Raw genomic sequence first — 21,017 nt, forward strand, 5'->3', positions numbered from 1 at the left:
CACAATCAGGGTAGTAATCGAGACCTGATGAAGAAGGGATTAAGACCTCAAAGATGCGGGCGACCTTACGGCATTCGGTCGTAGTAATCGAGACCTGATGAAGAAGGGATTAAGACGACAAAACAGAATCAACAGATTTAAAATGACGGTAGTAATCGAGACCTGATGAAGAAGGGATTAAGACGCACTTTTTCGCGGTCGTAGGGCGAAATTTCGGCGTAGTAATCGAGACCTGATGAAGAAGGGATTAAGACCCTTCAGACTCGGGCATCTTTGCATCTCCGGTGAGTAGTAATCGAGACCTGATGAAGAAGGGATTAAGACGGTGCGAATGGCTTGCAATAATTGATTCATGCCGGTAGTAATCGAGACCTGATGAAGAAGGGATTAAGACTCTCAATTCCATAGTCATCGCAATCTCCTCGAGTAGTAATCGAGACCTGATGAAGAAGGGATTAAGACCGAGCTTCAGTAATAGGCTTACCGGTTTTTTCAGTAGCAATCGAGACCTGATGAAGAAGGGATTAAGACTTGCTTAGTTTGCGGAGGCCGTCTACGATTAAACGTCGTAATCGAGACTTGGTAGAAAAAGGATTAAGCCATTCATGGCAGGGGCGGGTTTCAAACCTGCTCCTGCGATAGGTAGCAATCGAGACATGCCCCTGATCGATTTTCACCATCCGCGCGCCGGTTCGACACGAAGACCGAACGAGCCGATGCCGGGCAGCGGCCACCCGCCGGCATCTCGCCGAAGATATCCCGGGCCGAGCGATGCGTACTGAATGGCAAAATCTCAGCGTCGCGCTGGCCTATGCCGCGGCGGGGTTCGGCACCTCGGCACTGCTCTCGGGATTCAGCTTTTTCCCCTCGCCTTTCTGGCCCCCTGCCGGCATCGCGCTGGCGGCGGCACTGCTGGGCGGCACCCGGCTATGGCCCGGCATCTTCGCCGGCGCCTTCTTCGTCAACTGGCGCCTGTTCGGCTTACCTCTTCCGCTGGCGATCGCCATATCCGTGGTCAATGTTGCCGCTCCGGTTTTCGGCGCGCAGCTCGTCCGCTGGACGACGCACTCGAAGCTGCCATTTGCCCGGCTCCGGCAGGTGGTCTGCTTCGTCGTTTTCGGCGCGATCGTGCCGGCTTGTCTTGCCGCTTCCGTCGGGGTCGCCCTGGCGGTCGCGGCCAGCCTCGTCCCCTTGAAGGGCATCGACAGCGCCTGGTGGCGCTGGATGCTTTCCGAAGCGGGCGGCATATTTCTTCTGGGACCGACGCTGATCCTGTGGCTCGCCCATCGCCGCGAGCGCCGGCGTCGCGGCATGCCTTGGGAGGCCGCCGCCGTGGCGACCGCGACGCTGGTCTTCGCCGTGGCGGTTTTTCTCGGCATCCGTGCGCCGGAACATCCGTTCGAGGGACTGCCCTACCTGCTGTTCGGGCCGGTTCTGTGGCTGACCGTGCGCTGCTCCCTGCGTGCGGCGACCACCCTGCTTTCGGCCGTGGCGCTGATCGCCATCGGCGGAACCCTGCTCCGGCATGGGCCGTTTCATCTCTTGGGGAATTCGCAGCCCTTGTTGAGCGTGGGCCTGCTGGTGGTCGCCCTGGGGATTTCCACCTTGGCCATGGGAGCCCTCGTCAGCGAGCGCCGTGCCGCCGAGGAAAAACTGATGCGGTTGAACGAGACGCTCGAAAAACGCGTGGCGGAGCGCACCGAAGAACTTCACCGCCGTGCCACCCGCGACGGCCTCACGGGGCTATGCAATCGCGCCTACTTTTTCGAGCGGGGCGAAACGATGCTGGCCGACGCCCGCACCTCCGGCCGGCCGCTGGCGGCCCTGATAATCGACGTGGACGGCCTGAAAGTCATCAACGACAGCTACGGCCATCACATGGGCGATGCGGCCATCACTCGGGTCGCCGAGGCTTGCCGGACCGGCCTGCGGGAAGGCGATCTGGTCGGGCGGATCGGCGGCGACGAATTCGCCGCGCTCCTGCCGGCCACCGACGAGGCCGGCGCACGCAAGGTGAGCGCCCGGATCGAGCGGACGCTGCGGTTGGCCGCTACGCCCGGACTCGATGTGGGGGCCAGCATTGGCGTGGCGGTACGTGCCGAATCCGACACGGCGCTGGACGCATTGCTGCGCCGGGCCGATGCCGCCATGTATGCGGAAAAGCAAAACCGCCCCGGGGCAGGCGCGGAGACGTAGGATGGCCCAGGCCCATGCCGCCCGCCGCGAACTCCGCCTGGCCTGCAGGCTCGAACTTCCCGGCAGTTCGACGATCACCGGCAACACCCGCGACCTCTCGCCCCAGGATGTCTCTCTGCAAAGCGCCGCCCTGTTGACGCCCGGACCTCGCCGGCCCAAGCCGGGAGACCGGGGCATACTCACCCTCATCATCCGCGGCCCCGGCCTGCCCAACGCGCTGCTGAAAATCCCCTGCCGGGTGACGTTCATCAACGGCAATATGCTCCATTTGCAGATCACGACCGCCGGCCTGGACACCCGCCAGCAGGAAACCTTCGATCTGCTGTTCAAACGCTGAACTAACGGTTTTCGAGGCGATTGAGGTCGAACAGCGCCGCTTCCACCGGCTCGGCCTTGCGGAAGGCCTCGTGCAAGGCATCGCTGTGGGCCCAAAACCGCGGATTCGTGCGACGCACGGCGAAGCGGGCGGCGAGCGCGGCATAGTCCTGTTCCGAGCGGAGACGGCCGACCCGATCGACGAACGCCGCCAGCCGGTTGCTCCGGAGCCGATAGTAAGCGTTTGGATAGGCGCCGATGAATCCGCGCGCCACCAGCAAGGTATCCTCGTCGGGCAGGCGCCGGTCTTCTTCGGAAAACAGCTCGGAAATGTTGCTGTGGGCGCTGTTTCGGATCAGGGTGTAATGGCGGTCGACGCCGTCCGCGCCCTGGACGGTCAGGAAACTGGATTCCGGAAGATAGGAGAGCACCCTGCCCCGCAAGGCGGCGAGCGTTTTCAGCAGCTCCGCATTCGGATCGTCCTGCGCGCTTTCGGCAAGATCGTGGCGATGATCCAGCACCGGCGACAGATGCGCTTTCCACAGACCGTAGAGTTCCGATAGCGAGTCGCCGGTTCGGTAGGCGATGCCCGTGCGCTGGGTGAAATAGGCCTTGCTGCCGTTGAGGTAGGATTTCACCGCATCTCCCGCTCCGCGATACCACAGGTCGCGCACCTCGTTGCGGTCGCCCGCGGGCAGCAGCGCAAGAACATTCAGCTCTCCCTCCATGCGCAGGAAATCCATGTATAGCCGGGCCTCGAGTTGATGCGCGGTGTTGCCGTAGACGTCGAACCCGGCCACCAGCAGGTAGTGGATGCGCTCCAGCAAGGGATAGCCCATGATGAGGGCGGTCTGCGGCCGATCGCCGAGCAGCCCCTTGACCACGCTGGCACTGTCGAAATGGCGGAACACCGTGAGCGCGGCATTGCGGTTGGTCCCGTCGCCGTCCCACAGCATGGACAAGCTGGGACTGTTCTCTCCCGTGAACTGCCGGTTCAAGAGTTCGGATTTGCGCTTCAGGTATTCGGTTTCCCCGCGGGAATACGACAGCCATTTGGTGAGGAGCGCATCGCTTTGCTGTTCCGTCGGCAGACTGACTTCCTTGAGGACGTCGGCCAGGAAGGCCGACGTTTCGTTGGACGTCGGAGCGTCGGGATGCAGGAAGCCGATCCAGAAGTGATCGGTGATCACGTTGAGCGCCACCTGGCCGCGGCAGACCGGCCCCTTGATGAAATTCATGATGGTGAACTGGGCCTCGTCCAGCAGCAGCCGATAGCGCGAACGCACCGGAATCTGCTCGAAGGCGAGGAACGGATTCGCCGCGACCTTCGGATCGTAGGACGGCAGCGCCTTGACGGCATAGGGCTGGTCCAGGAACCACGCCCGGATGCGCGCCATTCGTGCCGCGTTCAGGGCATAGGGCATGTGGGTCTTGGAGACCAGGGTCGGGCGATGCTGGCGCAGGCGGTAGTAGACCCGCGCCACGCCGGGATCGTCGTAGGGGCGGCGGGTCACGATGAGGTCGATGGGCTGGCCCGGCGGGGTGCGGGAGCGGACGAGCTCGAAGTAGTCGCCGGGCGGAAGGTCGTCGAAATAGAGATGGGCCAGGAACCAGTGTTCGTACAGGTACCGGCTCATCAGGCGCGTTTTCGGATCGGCGCCGTTGAGAAATGCCTCCCAGCGGGCGATCCGATCGCGCTGCGCCTCGCTCGGGGAAGGCTCCGGAGCGGCGGGGGCGCCGGCCTCCAGCCAGGCCGTCACGGCGCGGTTTTCCCGCTCGGAGAGCGGTGGCAGGCCGTAAGGCATGCCCCATTCGGGGTGCTCCGATTCGAAGCGGCCGATCTCTTCGATGGCCGGGCATTGCTGACTGCGGTCCAGGGAAAAATCGTAGCGGTCCTGCGCCAGCACGCCGTATGGGGGAAATTCATATCGGCGCTTGAGCGCCAGCAGGCGCGCCAGCACGCTGGCTTCGCGATTGGCTTCGGCGCCGGGGCTGCGCTCGTTGAGCACGGGGTGGAATCCCTTGGTTCGCCATTCGGCGTTGCTGGCGGCATCCTGGAACAAGCGGGTCGGCTCGGCCGCCAGCAGGCGGGCGGCGTCGTAGACCCGTTCGCCGTTGGCGCCGCGCGTCACTCCCTGGTAGCTGCCCAGCTGCAACTGGCAGGGCGCGTCGTAGCAGGCGTGGCAAACCACGCAGCGGCTGTCCAGGATGGGTTTGATGTCGCGCCGGTACTCGATGGGCGATGCCGCCGTAGTCCGGGATCCGTCGAAACGTCCCGGATCGGGTGCGCCGTAGCGCTGATCCCACGGGTACCGGCCATAGGCGGCGCAACCCGCGACGAGCACGACGAGGATCGACGCGAACAAGACACGCATTGGAAGTCTTCGGAAGCAGTCCACGGCACTTTCCCCTCTGGGTCACGCATCTGGCCCGGAAAGGTAACAAAGATGCCCGAGCGCGGCTAATGCCATTCTTGGTTTCGCCGAAGCGATCCGCTATCCTCCCGCCTGCATCGAGCCGGCATCAGTCGCACGGACAGGTCGTCACTACCCGCGAGGCGACCGATGACAACGCCGTTTCCGCGCCGGTCGAAACGAAACTGGACGACATCACTCCAACCGTCGCGTTTTGAAACCGCATCCCGCATCCCGCCATCCCGGCGGATCGCAGCCGACCATGAAGGAAAGCCCATGAACCCACAGCATCCGCTGGCGGCGAAGCCGGCGCTCCGCCTCGAAAGCCCTTCCGGTCTGGTCTTCCGGCTCACATCCAGCGGCTCGATCCGGCGCATGGATCACGGGGATATTCTCATCAACCTGTTCCCCGGCTCGGAAGCCGAGGGCGGACCGGCCAATCTCTATCTGCGCCGCCTCGGTTCCCCCTGCGAGGCCGTGCCGCTGCTCGGTCCGCGCGGTCCCGGCCGCATACGGTGCGACGGTCGAGGGCTATCGATCGAGGGGGAATGGGCGGGCATCCGGTTCGGCGTCTGCCTGGTGCTGGCCGAAGCCGCGCCCGCCTGGTTCTGGCACGTGGCGCTGGAGAACACCGGCCGGACCGCCTCAACGGTGGAGCTGGTCTACGCCCAGGACCTGGGGCTGGCGCAATACGGGGCGGTGCGGCTCAACGAATACTACGTCAGCCAGTACCTCGACCATACACCGCTCCCTCACCCCTCGCGGGGTACGGTCCTGGCCTCCCGTCAGAATCTGGCGATGGGCGGCCGTTTTCCCTGGGTCGCCATCGGCTCGCTGAACCGGGCTCGGAGCTTCGCCACCGACGCGCTGCAATTTTACGGCCTGGAAAGCCGGGCCGGGCGCCCGCCGCGGGGGCTGATGGAGGGCCTCCCCGGCTCGCGCCGCCAGCACGAACACGCCATGGCCGTGATCCAGGATGCCCCGCTGACACTGGCACCTGGCGAGGCATCGGCGGCGGGGTTCTTCGGCTGGTTCGAACCGGATCACCCGGAGGCGACCTCCGAGGCCGATCTGACCTTGGCCGACCGGGCGCTGAGCCTGCCGGAAGCCGCGCCTCCCCCGGCAAGGCCGGATCGATCCGAAGGTTTCGCGCCGTCAGCCAATCTCTTCAGCGCCGCACCGCTCCTCGAAGCCCTCGAGCTCGGCGATGCCGAGATCGCCGAGCTGTTCGGCGGCATCCGGCGGGAGCCGGAATCGGAGCATGGCCGCCTGCTGTCCTTCTTCGCCGGCGACCGCGGCCACATCGCGCTCAGGGCCAAGGAGCTCGAGGTGCTGCGCCCCCACGGCCACATCCTCCGCACCGGCAACGGCCTGGTGCCGGACGAGGCCGGCCTGACCTCCACCGTCTGGATGGCCGGCGTGTTTCATTCGATGGTGACCCAGGGCCATGTGAGCATCAACCGCTTCCTGTCCACCACCCACAGTTACCTGAGCCTGTTCCGGGCGCACGGTCAACGGCTGTTCGTCGAGATCGAAGGCCGCTGGCAGCTGCTCGACGTGCCCTCCGCCTTCGAGATGAAGCCGGAGGGCTGCCGCTGGATTTATAAACACGCCGGCGGATCGTTGCAGATACGCAGCGAGGCCGCCACCGGAAGTCATGAACTCTCGGTAACCCTGGAGGTACTGGAAGGACCGCCCGTCCGCTGCCTGCTCAGCAACCATGTCGCCCTCAACGGCGACGACGGCGCCGAGGCCGTCCCGGCGCGGTTCGTCCGCGACGGGACGGGGGTGTTGGTTCGCCCGGTACCCGGATCCGACCTCGGCCGCCGTTTCCCGGACGGCGGCTTCCGCATCGATCCGCTGCCCGGCACTCCGCTCGAGACCGTGGGGGGGGACGAGCTGCTGTACGCCGACGGCCAGTCCCGAGGGGAACCCTTCCTGTGCCTCGTCACGGCCCCGGTCTCGTCGGCCGGCTTCCGCATCACCGGCAGCCTGGTGCCGGCTCCCCCGGCCACAGCCGAAACCGGCGCGGGCCACTATTGGCGCGACATGACCGCGGGATTGCGGGTCCATCCGCCGGCCGGCAGTGCGTTGGGGGGAGACATCGAGCGCCTGCGGGAAATCCTGCCCTGGTTCGCCCATGACGCCCTGGTTCATTACCTCAGTCCGCGCGGGCTGGAGCAGTATTCCGGCGGCGGCTGGGGTGTCCGCGACGTCTGCCAGGGACCGGTGGAAATGCTGCTGGCCCTGGGCCGGTTCGAGCCGATTCGCGACCTGCTGTGCCGGGTGTTCAGGAACCAGAATCCGGATGGCGATTGGCCGCAGTGGTTCATGTTCTTCGAGCGCGAGCGCAACATCCGCCCCGGCGACTCGCACGGCGACATCGTGTTCTGGCCGGTCCTGGCCCTCGCCCAATACCTGCTGGCCTCCGGAGACGGCGCGCTGCTGGACGAGGTTCTGCCCTTCTTCCATCCGGAAGGCGGCGACAAGGCCGAACGGGCGACGCTCTGGGAGCACGTGGAGCGCGCGCTGCTGGTCGTGGCTGCCCGGACCATCCCCGGGACCCGGCTGGCCGCCTACGGCCACGGCGACTGGAACGATTCCCTCCAGCCGGTCAACCCGGCCATGCGCGAGCGCCTGTGTAGTTCCTGGACGGTGACCCTGCACCACCAGACCCTGGCCACGCTGGCGGAGGCGCTGCGCCGCTTGAAGCGCGATGACCAGGCGGCGGCCTTCGAGGCCGCGGCGGCGGAAGTGCGCGACGACTTCCAGCGTCTGCTGATCGTCGACGGCATCCTCGCCGGCTATGCCCATGTCAGGGAAGATGAAAGCATCGACTATCTCGTGCATCCGCTTGACCGGGCCACCGGACTTTCCTATAGCCTGCTGCCGATGATCCATGCCATCACCCACGGGCTGTTGACGCCCGGACAGGCGGCGCGGCACCTGCAACTCATCGAGGACCACCTGCTCGGGCCCGACGGCGCCAGGCTGTTCGACCGGCCGATGGCCTACCGCGGCGGCCCGCAGACATACTTCCAGCGGGCCGAGAGCAGCAGCTTCTTCGGCCGCGAAATCGGGCTGATGTACACCCACGCCCATCTCCGCTATGCGGAAGCGCTGGCCCGCTACGGTGACGCGGAGGGCTTCTTCAAGGCGCTATGCAAGGCCAATCCCATCGGCCTCCGCGCGCTCGTACCCACCGCGACCTTGCGCCAGGCCAACTGCTATTACTCCAGCTCCGACGCCGCCTTCGCCGACCGCTACCAGGCTTACGCCGAGTACGAGCGGGTTCGGAAGGGGGAAATCGCCTTCGACGGCGGCTGGCGGGTGTATTCGAGCGGCGCGGGCATCGGCATGGGCCTGATCTTGCGCGGATTGCTGGGGTTGCGGCTGGAAAGCTCGAGGCTGGTGATCGACCCGGTCATCCCGAAAGCGCTGGACGGCCTCCGTATCGAACTGGATCTCGCCGGCTGCCAGTTCGAAGTCGTCTACTCCGTCCGGAGTTCCGGCTGCGGTCCCCTGGCGCTCAGCCTGAACGGTGCCGATCTGCCGTTCAGCCGGGCGGCCAATCCTTACCGGATGGGCGGCGTGGAAGTCGCGCTGGAGGCGTTACGGGCGAAGTCGACGGAAGACCGGAACCGGCTGGCCGTGACCTTGAATTGAGACGCCCGCGCCGGCATCGAGACCGTTTCGCCGCATCCGCGGACCGCTTCGGTTCTTGCGCTGTCATAATGGCGGAGCAAAATAGGCAGCGTCATCCGGGCCCTGCCCCCTGCTCAAACGCTCCTCTGTCACGCAGTTCACCACGGAGAGTACCGATGGAAACCCAGCTCCCCCCTTCTTCCGAATTCGAGCAGCTCAGCGTCTACGGCCCGACCCGCGCCACCGTGAGCGAAACGCCGCTGGATGCCGAAGAAGTCCGGAAAATCCACGCCTTCTGGCGGGCCTGCAATTATTTGGCGGTGGGGATGATCTACCTGCGCGACAACCCGCTGCTGCGCGAACCGCTCAAGCGCGAGCATATCAAGAACCGCCTGCTCGGCCATTGGGGCTCCAGCCCCGGCCTTTCGTTCACCTACACCCACCTGAACCGGGCCATCAAGAAACACGACCTGAACATGATCTTCATGGCCGGGCCCGGCCACGGCGCCCCCGGTGTGTTGGGACCGCTGTATCTGGAAGGCAGCTATACCGAAATCTACCCGGACAAGGACCTGAGCGAAGAAGGTTTGTTGAATTTCTTCAAGCAGTTCTCCTTCCCCGGCGGCATCGGCAGCCATTGCACCCCGGAAACGCCGGGCTCGATCCATGAAGGCGGCGAGCTGGGCTATGTGCTATCGCACGCCTGCGGCGCGGCCTTCGACAACCCCGACTTGATCGTGGCCGCCGTGGTCGGCGACGGCGAGGCCGAGACCGGCCCGCTCGCCACCTCCTGGCACATCAACAAATTCCTCAACCCGATCCGCGACGGCGCGGTGCTGCCTATCCTCAACCTCAACGGCTACAAGATCAACAACCCCACCCTGCTGGCCCGCATCAGCCACGACGAGCTGGAAAACCTGCTCAGAGGCTACGGCTACACGCCTTATTTCGTGGAAGGGTCGGAGCCGGAAAGCATGCACCAGGCGATGGCCGCCACCCTGGACCGCTGCATCGAGGACATCCGCGCCGCCCAGACCGAGGCTCGCGCCTCCGGCATCGCCCGGCGACCGCGCTGGCCGATGATCGTGCTGCGTTCGCCCAAGGGCTGGACCGCGCCGCGCCAGATCGACGGCCGCAACGTCGAGGGCTTCTGGCGCGCCCACCAAGTGCCGGTAGCGGACGTGCTGAAAAACCCCGAGCACCTGAAGCTGCTGGAAAGCTGGATGCGCAGCTACAAACCGGAAGAACTGTTCGACGCCGAAGGCCGGCCCGTCGCGGAAATCCGGGAAATGGCGCCGGCCGGCTTCCGCCGCATGGGACTCAATCCCCACGCCAACGGCGGCTATCTGCGCAAGGCCCTGCGCATCCCCAATTTTCGGAACTACGGCATCGAGGTCGCCAAACCGGGCCAGATCGAAGCGCCGAACACCCAGCCGCTGGGGGTGTTCCTGCGCGACGTGATGAAGGAGAACATGCACAACTTCCGGGTGTTCGGCCCGGACGAGAATACCTCCAACAAGCTGGACGCCATCTACGCCGCCGCCAAGAAATTCTGGATCGCCGAGTATTTCCCCGAGGACCAGGACGGCGGCGAACTGGCCCCCGATGGCCGGGTCATCGAAATGCTCAGCGAGCATACGCTGGAAGGCATGCTGGAGGGCTATTTGCTGACCGGACGCCACGGCTTCTTCTCGACCTACGAAGCCTTCGTGCATGTCATCGACTCGATGTTCAACCAGCACGCCAAGTGGCTGTCCATCTGCAACCACCTGTCCTGGCGCCAGGACATCGCCTCGCTCAACCTCCTGATCACCTCGACGGTCTGGCGGCAGGACCACAACGGCTTCACCCACCAGGACCCCGGCTTCCTGGACGTGGTCGTCAACAAGAGCGCGGACGTCACCCGCATCTACCTGCCGCCGGACGTCAACAGCCTGCTGTCGGTCGCCGACCACTGCCTGCGCAGCCAGAACTACATCAACGTGATCGTGTCGGACAAGCAGTTGCACCTCCAGTTCATGGACATGGACGCCGCGGTTGCCCATTGCACCGAGGGCTTGGGCATCTGGGAATGGGCCAGCAACGACGAGGGTCGGGAGCCCGACGTGGTCATGGCCTGCGCCGGCGACATCCCGACCCTGGAAGCCCTCGCCGCCACGACCCTGCTCCGCGAGGAATTCCCGGAACTGAAGATCCGCTTCATCAACGTGGTGGACCTGTTCAAGCTGCAGCCCGAATCCGAGCATCCGCACGGCCTCAGCGACAAGGATTTCGACAGCCTGTTCACCAAGGACAAGCCGATCATCTTCAACTTCCACGGCTACCCCTGGCTGATCCACCGCCTGGCTTACCGACGCACCAACCACGCCAACATGCACGTGCGCGGCTACAAGGAGAAAGGCAACATCAATACCCCGCTGGAACTGGCGATCAACAACCAGATCGACCGCTTCAGCCTGGCCATCGACGTCATCGACCGGATTCCGGAAATCGCGGTTTCCGGCGCTCACGCCAAGGCCAGGTTCCGCAAGCAGCAGATCGCCTGCCGCCAGTACGCCTACGAACATGGCGTCGACATGCCGGAAATGGTCGAGTGGCGCTGGCCGTATTGATCCCCCATGAACCCTATCGCCGTCGTCAATGCCGGTTCCTCGACCGTCAAGTTCTCCCTGCTGAACGGCGAAAAACGGCTGCTGGGCGCCCTGCTCGACCGGCTCGGAGGCAAATCCGGCAGCAGCGCCTGCGCCAGCTTGCGCGATGCCGAAGGCGCCATGCTGTTTCAAGGCCCGATTCCGGCGCATACCCATGAGGAGGCCCTGGTCTGGCTGTTCGATTGGCTGACCCGCAACGACGGGGGATTCAAGCCCGCCGCGGTCGGCCACCGGGTGGTCCACGGCGGCGACGGCCTGGTTCGACCGGAACGGGTGACCGACGAGATCATCGGGCGGATCGAGGCGCTGATCCCGCTGGCGCCGCTGCACCAGCCGCATAACCTCGCTCCCATCCGGCTGCTGGCGGCGAAGTTCCCCGACTTGCCGCAAGTCGCCTGCTTCGACACCGCCTTCCACGCCACCCAGTCTGCCGTCGAAAAGCGCTTCGCCCTGCCCAGGGAATACGAGGCGGCCGGCATCCGCCGCTACGGCTTCCACGGCCTGTCCTACGAGTACATCGCCTCGCGTCTGCCGGAGGTCGACCCCGTCGCGGCGGAAGGCCGCACCATCGTCTGCCATCTCGGCAACGGCGCCAGCCTTTGCGCCATGCGGGCGGGCCGCAGCGTCGCCACCACCATGTCGTTCACCGCCCTGGACGGCATCCCCATGGGCACCCGCTGCGGCGCCATCGATCCCGGCGTGCTGTTGCACCTGATGACCCAGCCGGGCATGGATGCCGCAACGCTCTCGGACCTGCTCTACAAGCGCTCGGGACTGCTGGGGCTGTCCGGCCTGAGCGGCGACATGCGCGATCTGCTGGCCAGCGACCGCCCGGAAGCCGCCGAAGCCGTCGAGTATTTCTGCTACCGCATCGCCCGCGAAATCGGCTCGCTGAGCGCCGCATTGGGCGGGCTGGACGCCCTGGTCTTCACCGCCGGCATCGGCGAACACGCAGCGCCCGTGCGCGCCCGCATCTGCGAGCTTGCGGCCTGGCTCGGGGTCGTGATCGATCCGGCCGCCGACCGAATCCTGCACACGCCGGACAGCCGTGTCCGCGTGCTGGTGATCCCCACCAACGAGGAAGCCATGATCGCCCGCCATGTCCGGCAAACCCTGGGGCTGGCGCGAGGTTTCGCGGAACCCCCTTAAGCCTTAATATTCGCCCCTCCGAGATCATTCAAGCCTACAGGACCCCCTCCATGAGCAACCCCCTCCAGGAGCAGCTGCGCAAGGCAGGCCTGGTCAACGACAAGCAACTGAAGAAAGCGCAAAAGGACCAGCGCAAGGAGCGCCAGCGCGCCATCGAAAACAAGGGCGCCGATGCCGACAAGGCCAGGATACAGCAGGCCCAGGCGGAAAAAGCCGCGCGCGACCGCGAGCTGAACCTGCAGAAGAAGGAGGCCGACGATCGCAAGGCCCTCGCCGCCCAGATCCGCCAGCTCGTCGACGCCAACCGACAGTCCGCCGAAGGCGATGTGGCGTTCCACTTCGCCGATGGCGGCTCCGTCAAACGCATCTATGTCGACGAGGCCATGCGCAAGCGGCTCGCCGCCGGCCAGGCCGCCATCGTCAAACTGGACGGCAAGTACCAGCTTGTGCCCGCGGAAATCGCCGATCGCATCGCCGCCCGGGACGCCTCATATATCGTTCTCAAGAATGAATCACGGCAGACCGGCGAGGACAATTCGGACGACCCCTACGCCGCCTACCCAGTGCCGGACGATCTGAGGTGGTAATCAGAATGGCTATTGCGTCCTTGTGCAAGGCCTCGCTAACAGGCATAATGCCCCTTCTCTGATGAGCACCCGGCTCACCGATTCTATGGCAAGCCGCATCGGTCCCCTCGCAATGATACGCTGTGAACCCCGCCAGGCCCGGAAGGGAGCAACGGTAGCAGCGGATTCGTGTGCCGGGGTGTGGCTGATGCGGTGAGCCACCCATTCCCTACTCTTTCGCCGCAACTCCATGCTCTACCAGGCACTTGCGCGTAAGTGGCGACCCCACAATTTCACCGAAGTCGTCGGCCAGGAGCACGTCGTCAAGGCGCTGACGCATGCGCTGGAAGCCGGCCGCATGCACCATGCCTATTTGTTCACCGGCACCCGCGGCGTCGGCAAGACCACGCTGGCCCGGATTCTGGCCAAGGCGCTCAACTGCGAAGACCTCCAGGGGGCGAATCCCTGCGGCCACTGCCTGATCTGCCGGGAAGTGGACGAAGGCCGTTTCATCGATTTGATCGAAGTCGACGCCGCCTCCCGCACCAAGGTCGAGGACACCCGCGACCTTCTGGACAACGTCCAGTACGCTCCCAATCAGGGGCGCTACAAGGTCTACCTGATCGATGAAGTCCACATGCTCTCCGGGCACAGCTTCAACGCCCTGCTGAAGACCCTGGAAGAGCCGCCGCCGCATGTGAAATTCCTGCTGGCGACCACCGATCCGCAGAAGATTCCGGTCACCGTGCTGTCGCGCTGCCTGCAGTTCAACCTCAAACGGCTGACGCCGGAGCAGATCCGCGCCCAGATGACGCGGATTCTGGCATCGGAAAACCTGGACTTCGAACCCGGCGCCGCCAAGGCTCTGGCCCGTGCCGCCCAGGGCAGCATGCGCGACGGCCTCAGCCTGCTGGATCAGGCCATCGCGCACTGCGGCGGCCGCCTGACCGAAACCGGCGTCAGCGCCATGCTCGGCACCGTCTCGCGGGAACCGGTCTATGGCCTGCTGGACGCGCTGGCCGACGGCGCCGCCGACGCCCTGCTCGCTGTGTCCGCCGCACTCGCCGAATTCTCACCGGACTACCAGGACGTGGTCCAGCAACTGCTGGCGATCCTGCATCAGGTCGCGATCGCCCAGTGGGCCCCCGAAGCCGCCCGCCGCGACGACGAAGCCGAGCGGATTCTGGAACTCGCCCGCCGCCTGTCCCCGGAGGATACCCAGCTCTACTACCAGATCGCGCTCCAGGGGCAGAAGGACCTTCCGCTGGCGCCGGACCCGCGCGACGGCTTCGAGATGCTGCTGCTGCGAATGCTGGCCTTCCGCCCGCACTCCGCCGAAGCCGCGCCGAGGATCGTCCCGCCGGCGGCCGCCCCGGCGATGCGGGCACCCGCCGACGCCGGCATTCGGGAGCCGCACCGCGCTCGGGAAGTCACCCGGCAGGCCCCTAACCCGGCCGCTTCCGAAGCGTCTCCGGCGGCGGCGAACCCCGTGGCGACGAGCGATGCGCCGAACTGGCCGAGGATGATCGATACCATGAACCTCGCCGGCATGACCCGCCAGCTCGCCAGCCATTGCTTGCTGAGGAGCTTGACCGAGCACGCGTGCGAACTGGTGCTGGACCCCCGACAAGCGCAGATTCACACGCCCACTGTGGCGAACAATCTCGAAAACGCCTTGCAAAAGCTCCTCGGCCGCCCCATCAAATTGACGATCCGCAGTGAATCCTTGAACGAGGAAACGCCCGCTGCCGCCGAGCAACGGACGCAGGCCGAAAGGCAGCGCGAGGCCGAGCTCGAAATCGAAAACGATGCGACCGTCAACGCCCTGAAAGATATGTTCGGTGCACAGATCCTGCCAGGCTCGACCCGGCCGCTAGACAGTCACGAAAACTCAAGGTAATTCCATGAAAAATCCATTGGCCCATTTGATGCAGCAGGCGCAGCGCTTCCAGGAGAGCTTCCAGAAGACCCAGGAGGAAATCGCGGCGACCGAAATCCAGGGTGAATCCGGCGGCGGCCTGGTGAAGATCCGCATGACCGGCAAGCGCGAGGTGCTGAAGGTGGACATCGATCCCAGCCTGCTGCGGGAAGAACGCGAAGTGCTGGAAGACCTGATCGCCGCGGCCTTCAACGACGGCGTGCGCCGGGTCGCCAAGCTAAAGCAGGAGAAGATGGCCGCCCTGACCGGCGGGTTGGGCATCCCGCCCGGATTCAACATGCCGTTCTAGCCCCGCATGCGGCAATCCGGCGCCATTTCCGAGCTGATCGACGCATTGCGCTGTCTGCCCGGCGTCGGGCCGAAGACCGCGCAGCGCATGACGCTGCATCTGCTGCAGCGCGACCGCGATGCCGCCCGCAGGCTGAGCGAAGCCCTGCATGACGCCCTGACGAAGGTGGGCCTGTGCGGCCAGTGCCGCACCCTGACCGAGAGCACCCTGTGCGAGCATTGCGCCAACCCCGCCCGGGACCGGTCGCAGTTGTGCATCGTGGAATCGCCCGCCGAGGTATACGCGATCAGCCGGGCCACCGCCTACAAGGGCTTGTTCTTCGTCCTGAACGGCCGGCTTTCTCCGCTCGACGGCATCGGCCCGGCCGAACTGGGCCTGGGCGCCTTGGAGAAACGGCTGAAGGAAGACGGTGTCGCGGAGCTGATCCTGGCGACCAATACCACGGTCGAGGGCGAAGCCACCGCGCATTACCTCAGCGACATGGCCCGGCGCCACGGCATCCGGACCACCCGGATTGCCCACGGCATCCCGTTCGGCGGCGAGCTGGAATACGTCGACGGCACCACGCTTTCGCACGCCTTCGACGGCCGCAAGGATTTCTAAACCCCCTTACCCCAAGGAGCCGAACTATGCCGCAATGTATCTTCTGCCAGATGGTCGCCGGGGAAATCAAGCCCGCCGTCGTTTATGAGGACGATCTGACGCTGGCGTTCCGGGACATCCATCCGCAGGCGCCGGTGCACGTGCTGGTGATTCCCAAGGCGCACATCGCGAACCTCAACGAATTGCCCGCTGACGCGCCGGGATTGGCCGCGGCGCTGTTCGATACGGCCAAGAAGGTCGCGGCGCTGGAAGGGATTGCCGAATCGGGCTACCGCACGGTGGTCAATTGCCTGGGCGATGCCGGCCAGGCAGTCGACCATCTGCATCTGCACGTCCTCGGCGGCCGCCGCCTGCACTGGCCGCCGGGCTGAGCCGCCCGTTCATTGCAGGAGGGACGGTCAAAAACTACTCGGCGCCGCCCTCGGCGGGATTCAGCTCGGTGCCGAGGATGGACCAGCTGTCCGGATTCGCCTGGTCGTCGCCCGTCATGCGCAACTTGCACACGAATTTCTGGGCAATCCTTCCCTCCTGGGAGTCGGCCAGAACTTCGGACCTCAGGATGTAGTTCCTGCCGCCCAGCGCCCAGGCTTCATACTTGTCGCTCGGGAACTCCGAATTCTCGGGCACCACATGCTCATCCAGCATCGCCGCCTTGCAATGCATGAAAGCGAAGTCGGTGCGCTCGTTCCTGATCTTGCCGAGCTGTTCTTCCTCCTCTTCCTTGACATCGAAGAGATCCGACTCCAGAACCTTCATCACGAACGGAACGACACCCTTGTTCTGCAGCACGTAAAGGCCAATGATGAATAAAACCAATAATACGAGGGAGATGTTGCGGCGCATGATGCTCCTCTTGTTTTGTTCTGCTTTTGTTCTGATTATGAGGAATCCGGGAACCCCTTGAGGGGCCGCCGCGGAATCACGAAAAACGCTCAATTGTGCGGCACCGGCGTCCAAATGTATACCGGCGATGCCGAAACCCTCTGATTTTCAAGCCATGAACCCACCCTCCAAGCTTGTCGTCGCCATTTCCTCTCGGGCCCTCTTCGACCTCGACGAATCGCACCGCATCTTCGAACAGGAAGGCCGAGAAGCTTATTGCCGCTACCAGATCGAGCACGAAGACGAGATCCTGACGCCAGGTGTCGCCTTCCCGCTGGTCCGCAAGCTCCTGGTCATGAACGAACACCTCGGCACGCCATTGGTCGAGGTCATCCTGCTGTCACGCAACAGCGCAGACACGGGCTTGCGAATCTTCAACTCCATCCAGCACCACGGCTTGGACATCACCCGCGCCGCCTTTACCGGCGGGCGATCTCCGTTCAAGTACGTCGCGGCCTTCGGCGCCCAACTTTTCCTGTCGGCGGATGCCGGCGACGTCGCCGACGCACTCAATGACGGCCAGGCGGCCGCCACCATCATCACCGCGCCCGCCCGCGGCAGCGAATCCGACCAACTGCGCATCGCCTTCGATGGCGACGCGGTGCTGTTCTCGGACGAATCCGAACGCATCTATCGCTCGGCAGGACTGGAGGCTTTCGCCGAGAACGAACGCGCCAGCGCCCGCGAACCGCTGCCCGGCGGTCCGTTCCGGAACTTCCTGGCGGTGCTCCACCACATTCAGACCCAGTTCGACGCCGACAGTTCACCGCTACGCACCGCCCTGGTGACCGCCCGGGGCGCCCCCGCGCACGAACGGGTGGTGCGGACCCTGCGGGCCTGGAACATCCGGATCGACGAGGCGCTGTTCCTGGGTGGCCTGGACAAGAGCCAGTTCCTGGCAGCCTTCGGCGCGGACATCTTCTTCGACGACCAGAAAAGCAATTGCGAGGCGGCCAGCCGCCATGTCGCGACCGGCCATGTGCCGCACGGCGTGGCCAACCCGCCTCCGCCTAGCTGACCGCCTGTTTGTACGGCTGCCCCTCGATTTCCCGAACCAGGCGCGGCACCAGGTATCCCGGCAACCGCCGGCGCAAGGCTTCGTGCAGCTCCAGCGCTTCGGCTTCGGACACTTCGAAATGGGCCGTACCGCGCACCCTGTCCAGCAAATGCAGGTAGTAAGGCAGCACCCCGTGGTCGAACAGGCATTCGCTGAGGTCGCACAGGGTCTGGACGGAATCGTTCACTTGCCGCAGCAGCACGGCCTGATTCAGCAACGTCATGCCCGCATCCCGCATCCCGGCCAGCGCACCACCGACGTCGCCGCCCAGTTCCCGGGGATGATTGGCATGAATGACCACGACGGTCTGCAGACGGTGGCCGGACAGGATTTCCAGGAGCCGCCCCTCCATTCGGGAAGGCAACACCAGCGGCACCCGGGTATGGATACGCAATCGCCGCAAATGGGGGATGGCCGCCAATTGGCCGATCAGGTGGGCCAAACGGGCGTCGCTCAACAGCAGCGGGTCGCCCCCGCTCAGGATGATTTCGCTCAATTCCGTATCAACGGCAAGGTAATCCAGCGCCTTCTTTTCCCTCTGGGGGGTGAATTGGCTCTCGGCGTAAGGAAACTCGCGGCGGAAACAATAGCGGCAATGGATCGCACAAGCCCCCGTCGTGATCAGCAAAGCCCGCCCCCGGTATTTGTGCAGCAGGCCGGGCGCCTTGAGCGCATGCCGGTCGCCGACGGGATCACTGACGAAGCCGTGATGCGACGCCAGTTCCTCCTCGATCGGCAGGACCTGGCGGAGCAGCGGGTCATGCGGATCCCCCGGCCTCATCCGCAGGGCATAGGCGCGCGGAACACGAAACGGAAATCGTTGCGCGGCCTCCGGCGAGAACGCCGCGGCAAGGCCGAGATAGCCGAACAACTCGTGAACGGTGGCGAAGCCTTCGGCCAGTTCGGCCTGCCAATTCTTGCTCATGTCGATGATCGTGTCTGACAAATTCAGCGCTGTTTCATGGGAAACAGCCATCCATTATAATGATTTACATTTTTTTCCAAGCACCGACTCGAGGTACGCATGGCTTTTGTTAGCACGAGTGAATTCAAAAATGGTTTGAAGGTAATGCTGGACGGCGATCCCGCCACGATTCTCGAGAGCGAATTCGTCAAGCCGGGCAAAGGCCAGGCCTTCAACCGGGTCAAGCTGCGCAACCTCAAGACAGGCCGGGTGATCGAGCGCACCTTCAAGTCCGGCGATACGCTGGAGACCGCGGACGTGGTCGATGTGGAGATGCAGTATCTTTACAACGACGGCGAGCTTTGGCACTTCATGGTGCCCGAATCGTTCGAACAGTACGCCGCCGACTCGAACGCGGTGGGTGACGCCAAGAAATGGCTGAAGGAGCAGGATATCTGCATTCTGACCCTGTTCAACAACATCCCGCTGGCGGTGCAGCCACCCAATTTCGTGGAACTGACGATCGTCGAAACCGACCCCGGCGTCCGTGGCGACACCTCGGGCGGCGGCGGCAAACCGGCGACCCTGGACACCGGCGCCGTGGTCCGGGTGCCGCTGTTCGTCCAGACCGGCGAAGTCATCAAAGTGGACACCCGCACGGGGGAATACGTCTCTCGTGTCAAATAGGGCGCCGTCCGACTGGCGTCCGTCCTGCTCGCCGGCGATGCTGCGCCGGCGGGCGGAACTCCTGCGGAAAATCCGGCAGTTTTTTGCCGAACGGGAAGTTCTCGAAGTCGAGACCCCCCTCCTCTCGCACGGCACCGTCACCGATCCGCACCTGAGCGTTTTCTCCACGGCCTACGGCGGCGACCCTTCGCAGCGGCTGTACCTGCAAACCTCGCCGGAATTCGCCATGAAGCGGCTGCTGGCCGCCGGCACCGGGTCGATCTACCAGATATGCAAGGCCTTCCGCAACGAGGAATACGGCCGTTTCCACAACCCCGAGTTCACCTTGCTGGAATGGTACAGGGTGGGCTTCGGACTCGATGAACTGATCGAGGAGACCGATGCGCTGCTGCGCATGGTGAGCCAAGCAACGCGCAACCTGGCGCCCTCGGAACATACGAGCTACCGGGGGGCTTTTCTGACCCACGCGGGCCTCGACCCGCTGGACGCGGGGTTGGAGGATTTCGCCGATTGCGCATCGCGCCACGGGTTGCAGGAGGCCGCGGAAATAGGCGGGGCGGATCGCGCGATCTGGCTCGACCTGCTGTTCAGCCACCTTGTCCAGCCCCGTCTGGGGCGAAACCGCTTCACCTTCGTCCGCGATTTCCCGGCGATCCTACCCTCATTGGCCAGGTTCAAGTCGAACGATGAGCGGCTGGTGGAGCGGGTGGAAGTCTTCCTGGACGGGATGGAGCTGGGCAACGGCTTTTTCGAACTCAACGATCCGCTGGAGCAGGAACGCCGCTTCGACCGGGACATCGCGGCCCGCCTCGACGCCGGACGCCCCGTTCCGGAAAAGGACGGCCGCCTTCTGGAGGCCTTGCAAGCCGGACTGCCCGATTGCGCCGGCATTGCCATCGGCGTCGACCGACTGCTGCTCGGCCTCAACCGGCTGGAGGCGATCGCCGAAACCCTGGCGTTTCCGCTGGCGACGGCATGACTGGGCGGGGCCTAGGACGGTATTCGCACCCGGCGGTGCCCCTCCGGCGTCCAGCACAGAAATTCGCCTTCGTCGCGCCACTCCGCCAGGACGATCCGGCGGACCGGACGGCCGCCGCAGGTCAGCTCGTGATCCGCCGGGCGGTGGGTGTGGCCGTGGATCATGGCGTCGACGCCGAAGCGCTCGAACACCCGCTCCACCTCGCCGGGGTTGACGTCCATGATCTCCGGCGCATTGCCGCGCTTATCGAGCGCCGAGCGCAGCCGATACCAGCGCGCGTAGAGCCTGCGGGCCCACAACGGCTTGCCCAGGGCATGGCGTTTCCATTCGTCGGTGCGAATCCGGGCCCTGGCCCGTTGATATTTGAGATCGTCCGTACAGAGAAGATCGCCGTGCATGACCAGCACGTTGCAGCCGTACAAGCCGATCACGGCGTGATCATCGAGCAGGCTCGCCCCGGTGGCCGCGGCGAAACCCGAGCCCGCCAGGAAATCGCGGTTGCCCTGCTGGAAGAACACCCGGGTGCCGGACTCCGTCAACTGCCGGAGACTCCGCCGAACCGCGCCGGCAGGAAAAGCGGTGTCGTCGTCACCGACATAGGCATCGAACAGATCGCCGAGAATGTACAAGGCCTCGGCGCCCCGGGCATGTCCTGCGATGAAATCCTGGAACAGCCGGACCCGCTCGGGCCCCGCCACGCTCAGGTGCAAATCGGCAATGAACAGCGTCTCCGGCCTCAAG

General features: G+C 64.8%; 17 protein-coding genes, 1 other RNA gene and 1 CRISPR repeat array (1 of these 19 only partly in view). Of the genes, 14 read left to right on the forward strand and 4 right to left on the reverse strand.

Going from position 1 to position 21,017, the window contains the following annotated elements; translation table 11 throughout:
• Window positions 1–531: a CRISPR direct-repeat array (repeat unit 36 nt; unit sequence GTAGTAATCGAGACCTGATGAAGAAGGGATTAAGAC) (it extends 964 nt beyond the left edge of the window).
• A 240-nt stretch (window positions 532–771) separates the two neighbouring features.
• Both GNH96_RS11075 and GNH96_RS11080 read left to right on the forward strand, forming a co-directional pair.
• On the forward strand, window positions 772–2,196 hold the full coding sequence (locus GNH96_RS11075) for a GGDEF domain-containing protein (RefSeq protein ID WP_169603732.1): 1,425 nt from the start codon (window positions 772–774) through the stop codon (window positions 2,194–2,196).
• Between the two features lies 1 nt (window position 2,197).
• Window positions 2,198–2,533, forward strand: a complete 336-nt coding sequence (locus GNH96_RS11080; RefSeq protein WP_169603733.1) for a hypothetical protein — start codon at window positions 2,198–2,200, stop codon at window positions 2,531–2,533.
• A gap of 1 nt (window position 2,534) precedes the next feature.
• Here the strand turns inward: GNH96_RS11080 and GNH96_RS11085 are convergent, their stop codons facing one another.
• A complete protein-coding gene (locus tag GNH96_RS11085) occupies window positions 2,535–4,886 on the reverse strand; it encodes a fatty acid cis/trans isomerase (RefSeq protein WP_169603734.1) in 2,352 nt (783 codons plus the stop codon).
• A gap of 315 nt (window positions 4,887–5,201) precedes the next feature.
• Here GNH96_RS11085 and GNH96_RS11090 point away from each other — a divergent pair, with 315 nt between their 5' ends.
• The 9 genes from GNH96_RS11090 (at window position 5,202) to GNH96_RS11130 (ending at window position 16,138) form a co-directional block, all read left to right on the forward strand.
• Entirely contained in the window at window positions 5,202–8,591 is a 3,390-nt protein-coding gene (locus GNH96_RS11090) for a GH36-type glycosyl hydrolase domain-containing protein (RefSeq protein WP_169603735.1), read from the forward strand.
• A gap of 155 nt (window positions 8,592–8,746) precedes the next feature.
• Window positions 8,747–11,182, forward strand: a complete 2,436-nt coding sequence (locus GNH96_RS11095; RefSeq protein WP_169603736.1) for a phosphoketolase family protein — start codon at window positions 8,747–8,749, stop codon at window positions 11,180–11,182.
• 6 nt (window positions 11,183–11,188) lie between these two features.
• Window positions 11,189–12,370 (forward strand): acetate/propionate family kinase, encoded by a 1,182-nt coding sequence (locus GNH96_RS11100; protein WP_169603737.1) that lies wholly within the window; start codon window positions 11,189–11,191, stop codon window positions 12,368–12,370.
• A gap of 50 nt (window positions 12,371–12,420) precedes the next feature.
• Complete coding sequence (locus GNH96_RS11105) at window positions 12,421–12,957, forward strand: DUF2058 domain-containing protein (protein WP_169603738.1); 537 nt, start codon at window positions 12,421–12,423, stop codon at window positions 12,955–12,957.
• A 96-nt stretch (window positions 12,958–13,053) separates the two neighbouring features.
• An RNA gene (gene ffs, locus GNH96_RS11110) (signal recognition particle sRNA small type) lies at window positions 13,054–13,150 on the forward strand.
• A 36-nt stretch (window positions 13,151–13,186) separates the two neighbouring features.
• Complete coding sequence (gene dnaX, locus GNH96_RS11115; protein WP_169603739.1) at window positions 13,187–14,836, forward strand: DNA polymerase III subunit gamma/tau; 1,650 nt, start codon at window positions 13,187–13,189, stop codon at window positions 14,834–14,836.
• A 4-nt stretch (window positions 14,837–14,840) separates the two neighbouring features.
• Window positions 14,841–15,164: a YbaB/EbfC family nucleoid-associated protein gene (locus GNH96_RS11120; protein WP_169603740.1), complete on the forward strand. Its 324-nt coding sequence runs from the start codon at window positions 14,841–14,843 to the stop codon at window positions 15,162–15,164.
• A gap of 6 nt (window positions 15,165–15,170) precedes the next feature.
• Window positions 15,171–15,767, forward strand: coding sequence for a recombination mediator RecR (gene recR, locus GNH96_RS11125; RefSeq protein WP_169603741.1), 597 nt, complete (start codon window positions 15,171–15,173; stop codon window positions 15,765–15,767).
• 26 nt (window positions 15,768–15,793) lie between these two features.
• Window positions 15,794–16,138 (forward strand): histidine triad nucleotide-binding protein, encoded by a 345-nt coding sequence (locus tag GNH96_RS11130; protein WP_169603742.1) that lies wholly within the window; start codon window positions 15,794–15,796, stop codon window positions 16,136–16,138.
• A 34-nt stretch (window positions 16,139–16,172) separates the two neighbouring features.
• Here GNH96_RS11130 and GNH96_RS11135 read toward each other — a convergent pair whose 3' ends face one another.
• Complete coding sequence (locus tag GNH96_RS11135; RefSeq protein ID WP_169603743.1) at window positions 16,173–16,610, reverse strand: hypothetical protein; 438 nt, start codon at window positions 16,608–16,610, stop codon at window positions 16,173–16,175.
• 154 nt (window positions 16,611–16,764) lie between these two features.
• Between GNH96_RS11135 and GNH96_RS11140 the strand changes: the two genes are divergently transcribed.
• Window positions 16,765–17,667 (forward strand): 5'-nucleotidase, encoded by a 903-nt coding sequence (locus GNH96_RS11140; RefSeq protein WP_169603744.1) that lies wholly within the window; start codon window positions 16,765–16,767, stop codon window positions 17,665–17,667.
• Here GNH96_RS11140 and epmB read toward each other — a convergent pair.
• The gene (gene epmB / locus GNH96_RS11145) at window positions 17,660–18,631 is read right to left on the reverse strand and encodes an EF-P beta-lysylation protein EpmB (protein WP_169603745.1); all 972 of its coding nucleotides are present in this window, start codon (window positions 18,629–18,631) and stop codon (window positions 17,660–17,662) included. The two genes, GNH96_RS11140 and epmB, sit on opposite strands and share 8 nt — an antisense overlap.
• A gap of 99 nt (window positions 18,632–18,730) precedes the next feature.
• Between epmB and efp the strand changes: the two genes are divergently transcribed.
• Together efp and epmA are read left to right on the forward strand one after the other, a co-directional pair.
• The gene (gene efp, locus GNH96_RS11150) at window positions 18,731–19,297 is read left to right on the forward strand and encodes an elongation factor P (protein WP_169603746.1); all 567 of its coding nucleotides are present in this window, start codon (window positions 18,731–18,733) and stop codon (window positions 19,295–19,297) included.
• Window positions 19,287–20,276: an EF-P lysine aminoacylase EpmA gene (gene epmA / locus GNH96_RS11155; protein WP_169603747.1), complete on the forward strand. Its 990-nt coding sequence runs from the start codon at window positions 19,287–19,289 to the stop codon at window positions 20,274–20,276. Before efp ends, epmA begins: the two co-directional genes overlap by 11 nt.
• Window positions 20,277–20,287: 11 nt before the next feature.
• Here the strand turns inward: epmA and GNH96_RS11160 are convergent, their stop codons facing one another.
• Window positions 20,288–21,016 carry a UDP-2,3-diacylglucosamine diphosphatase gene (locus GNH96_RS11160; RefSeq protein WP_169603748.1) on the reverse strand — a complete coding sequence of 243 codons (729 nt, stop codon included), beginning with the start codon at window positions 21,014–21,016 and terminating at the stop codon, window positions 20,288–20,290.
• Window position 21,017 lies beyond the last annotated feature (1 nt).

It is taken from the genome of Methylococcus geothermalis (genome assembly GCF_012769535.1).
GTDB lineage: Bacteria > Pseudomonadota > Gammaproteobacteria > Methylococcales > Methylococcaceae > Methylococcus > Methylococcus geothermalis.

What these genes read in the sequence shown, in the direction of transcription:
- GNH96_RS11075 (WP_169603732.1), top strand. Translation starts at nt 772, where the DNA reads ATGCGTACTGAATGGCAAAATCTCAGCGTCGCGCTGGCCTATGCCGCG.
- GNH96_RS11080 (WP_169603733.1), top strand. Translation starts at nt 2,198, where the DNA reads ATGGCCCAGGCCCATGCCGCCCGCCGCGAACTCCGCCTGGCCTGCAGG.
- GNH96_RS11085 (WP_169603734.1), bottom strand. Translation starts at nt 4,886, where the DNA reads ATGCGTGTCTTGTTCGCGTCGATCCTCGTCGTGCTCGTCGCGGGTTGC.
- GNH96_RS11090 (WP_169603735.1), top strand. Translation starts at nt 5,202, where the DNA reads ATGAACCCACAGCATCCGCTGGCGGCGAAGCCGGCGCTCCGCCTCGAA.
- GNH96_RS11095 (WP_169603736.1), top strand. Translation starts at nt 8,747, where the DNA reads ATGGAAACCCAGCTCCCCCCTTCTTCCGAATTCGAGCAGCTCAGCGTC.
- GNH96_RS11100 (WP_169603737.1), top strand. Translation starts at nt 11,189, where the DNA reads ATGAACCCTATCGCCGTCGTCAATGCCGGTTCCTCGACCGTCAAGTTC.
- GNH96_RS11105 (WP_169603738.1), top strand. Translation starts at nt 12,421, where the DNA reads ATGAGCAACCCCCTCCAGGAGCAGCTGCGCAAGGCAGGCCTGGTCAAC.
- dnaX (WP_169603739.1), top strand. Translation starts at nt 13,187, where the DNA reads ATGCTCTACCAGGCACTTGCGCGTAAGTGGCGACCCCACAATTTCACC.
- GNH96_RS11120 (WP_169603740.1), top strand. Translation starts at nt 14,841, where the DNA reads ATGAAAAATCCATTGGCCCATTTGATGCAGCAGGCGCAGCGCTTCCAG.
- recR (WP_169603741.1), top strand. Translation starts at nt 15,171, where the DNA reads ATGCGGCAATCCGGCGCCATTTCCGAGCTGATCGACGCATTGCGCTGT.
- GNH96_RS11130 (WP_169603742.1), top strand. Translation starts at nt 15,794, where the DNA reads ATGCCGCAATGTATCTTCTGCCAGATGGTCGCCGGGGAAATCAAGCCC.
- GNH96_RS11135 (WP_169603743.1), bottom strand. Translation starts at nt 16,610, where the DNA reads ATGCGCCGCAACATCTCCCTCGTATTATTGGTTTTATTCATCATTGGC.
- GNH96_RS11140 (WP_169603744.1), top strand. Translation starts at nt 16,765, where the DNA reads ATGAACCCACCCTCCAAGCTTGTCGTCGCCATTTCCTCTCGGGCCCTC.
- epmB (WP_169603745.1), bottom strand. Translation starts at nt 18,631, where the DNA reads ATGAGCAAGAATTGGCAGGCCGAACTGGCCGAAGGCTTCGCCACCGTT.
- efp (WP_169603746.1), top strand. Translation starts at nt 18,731, where the DNA reads ATGGCTTTTGTTAGCACGAGTGAATTCAAAAATGGTTTGAAGGTAATG.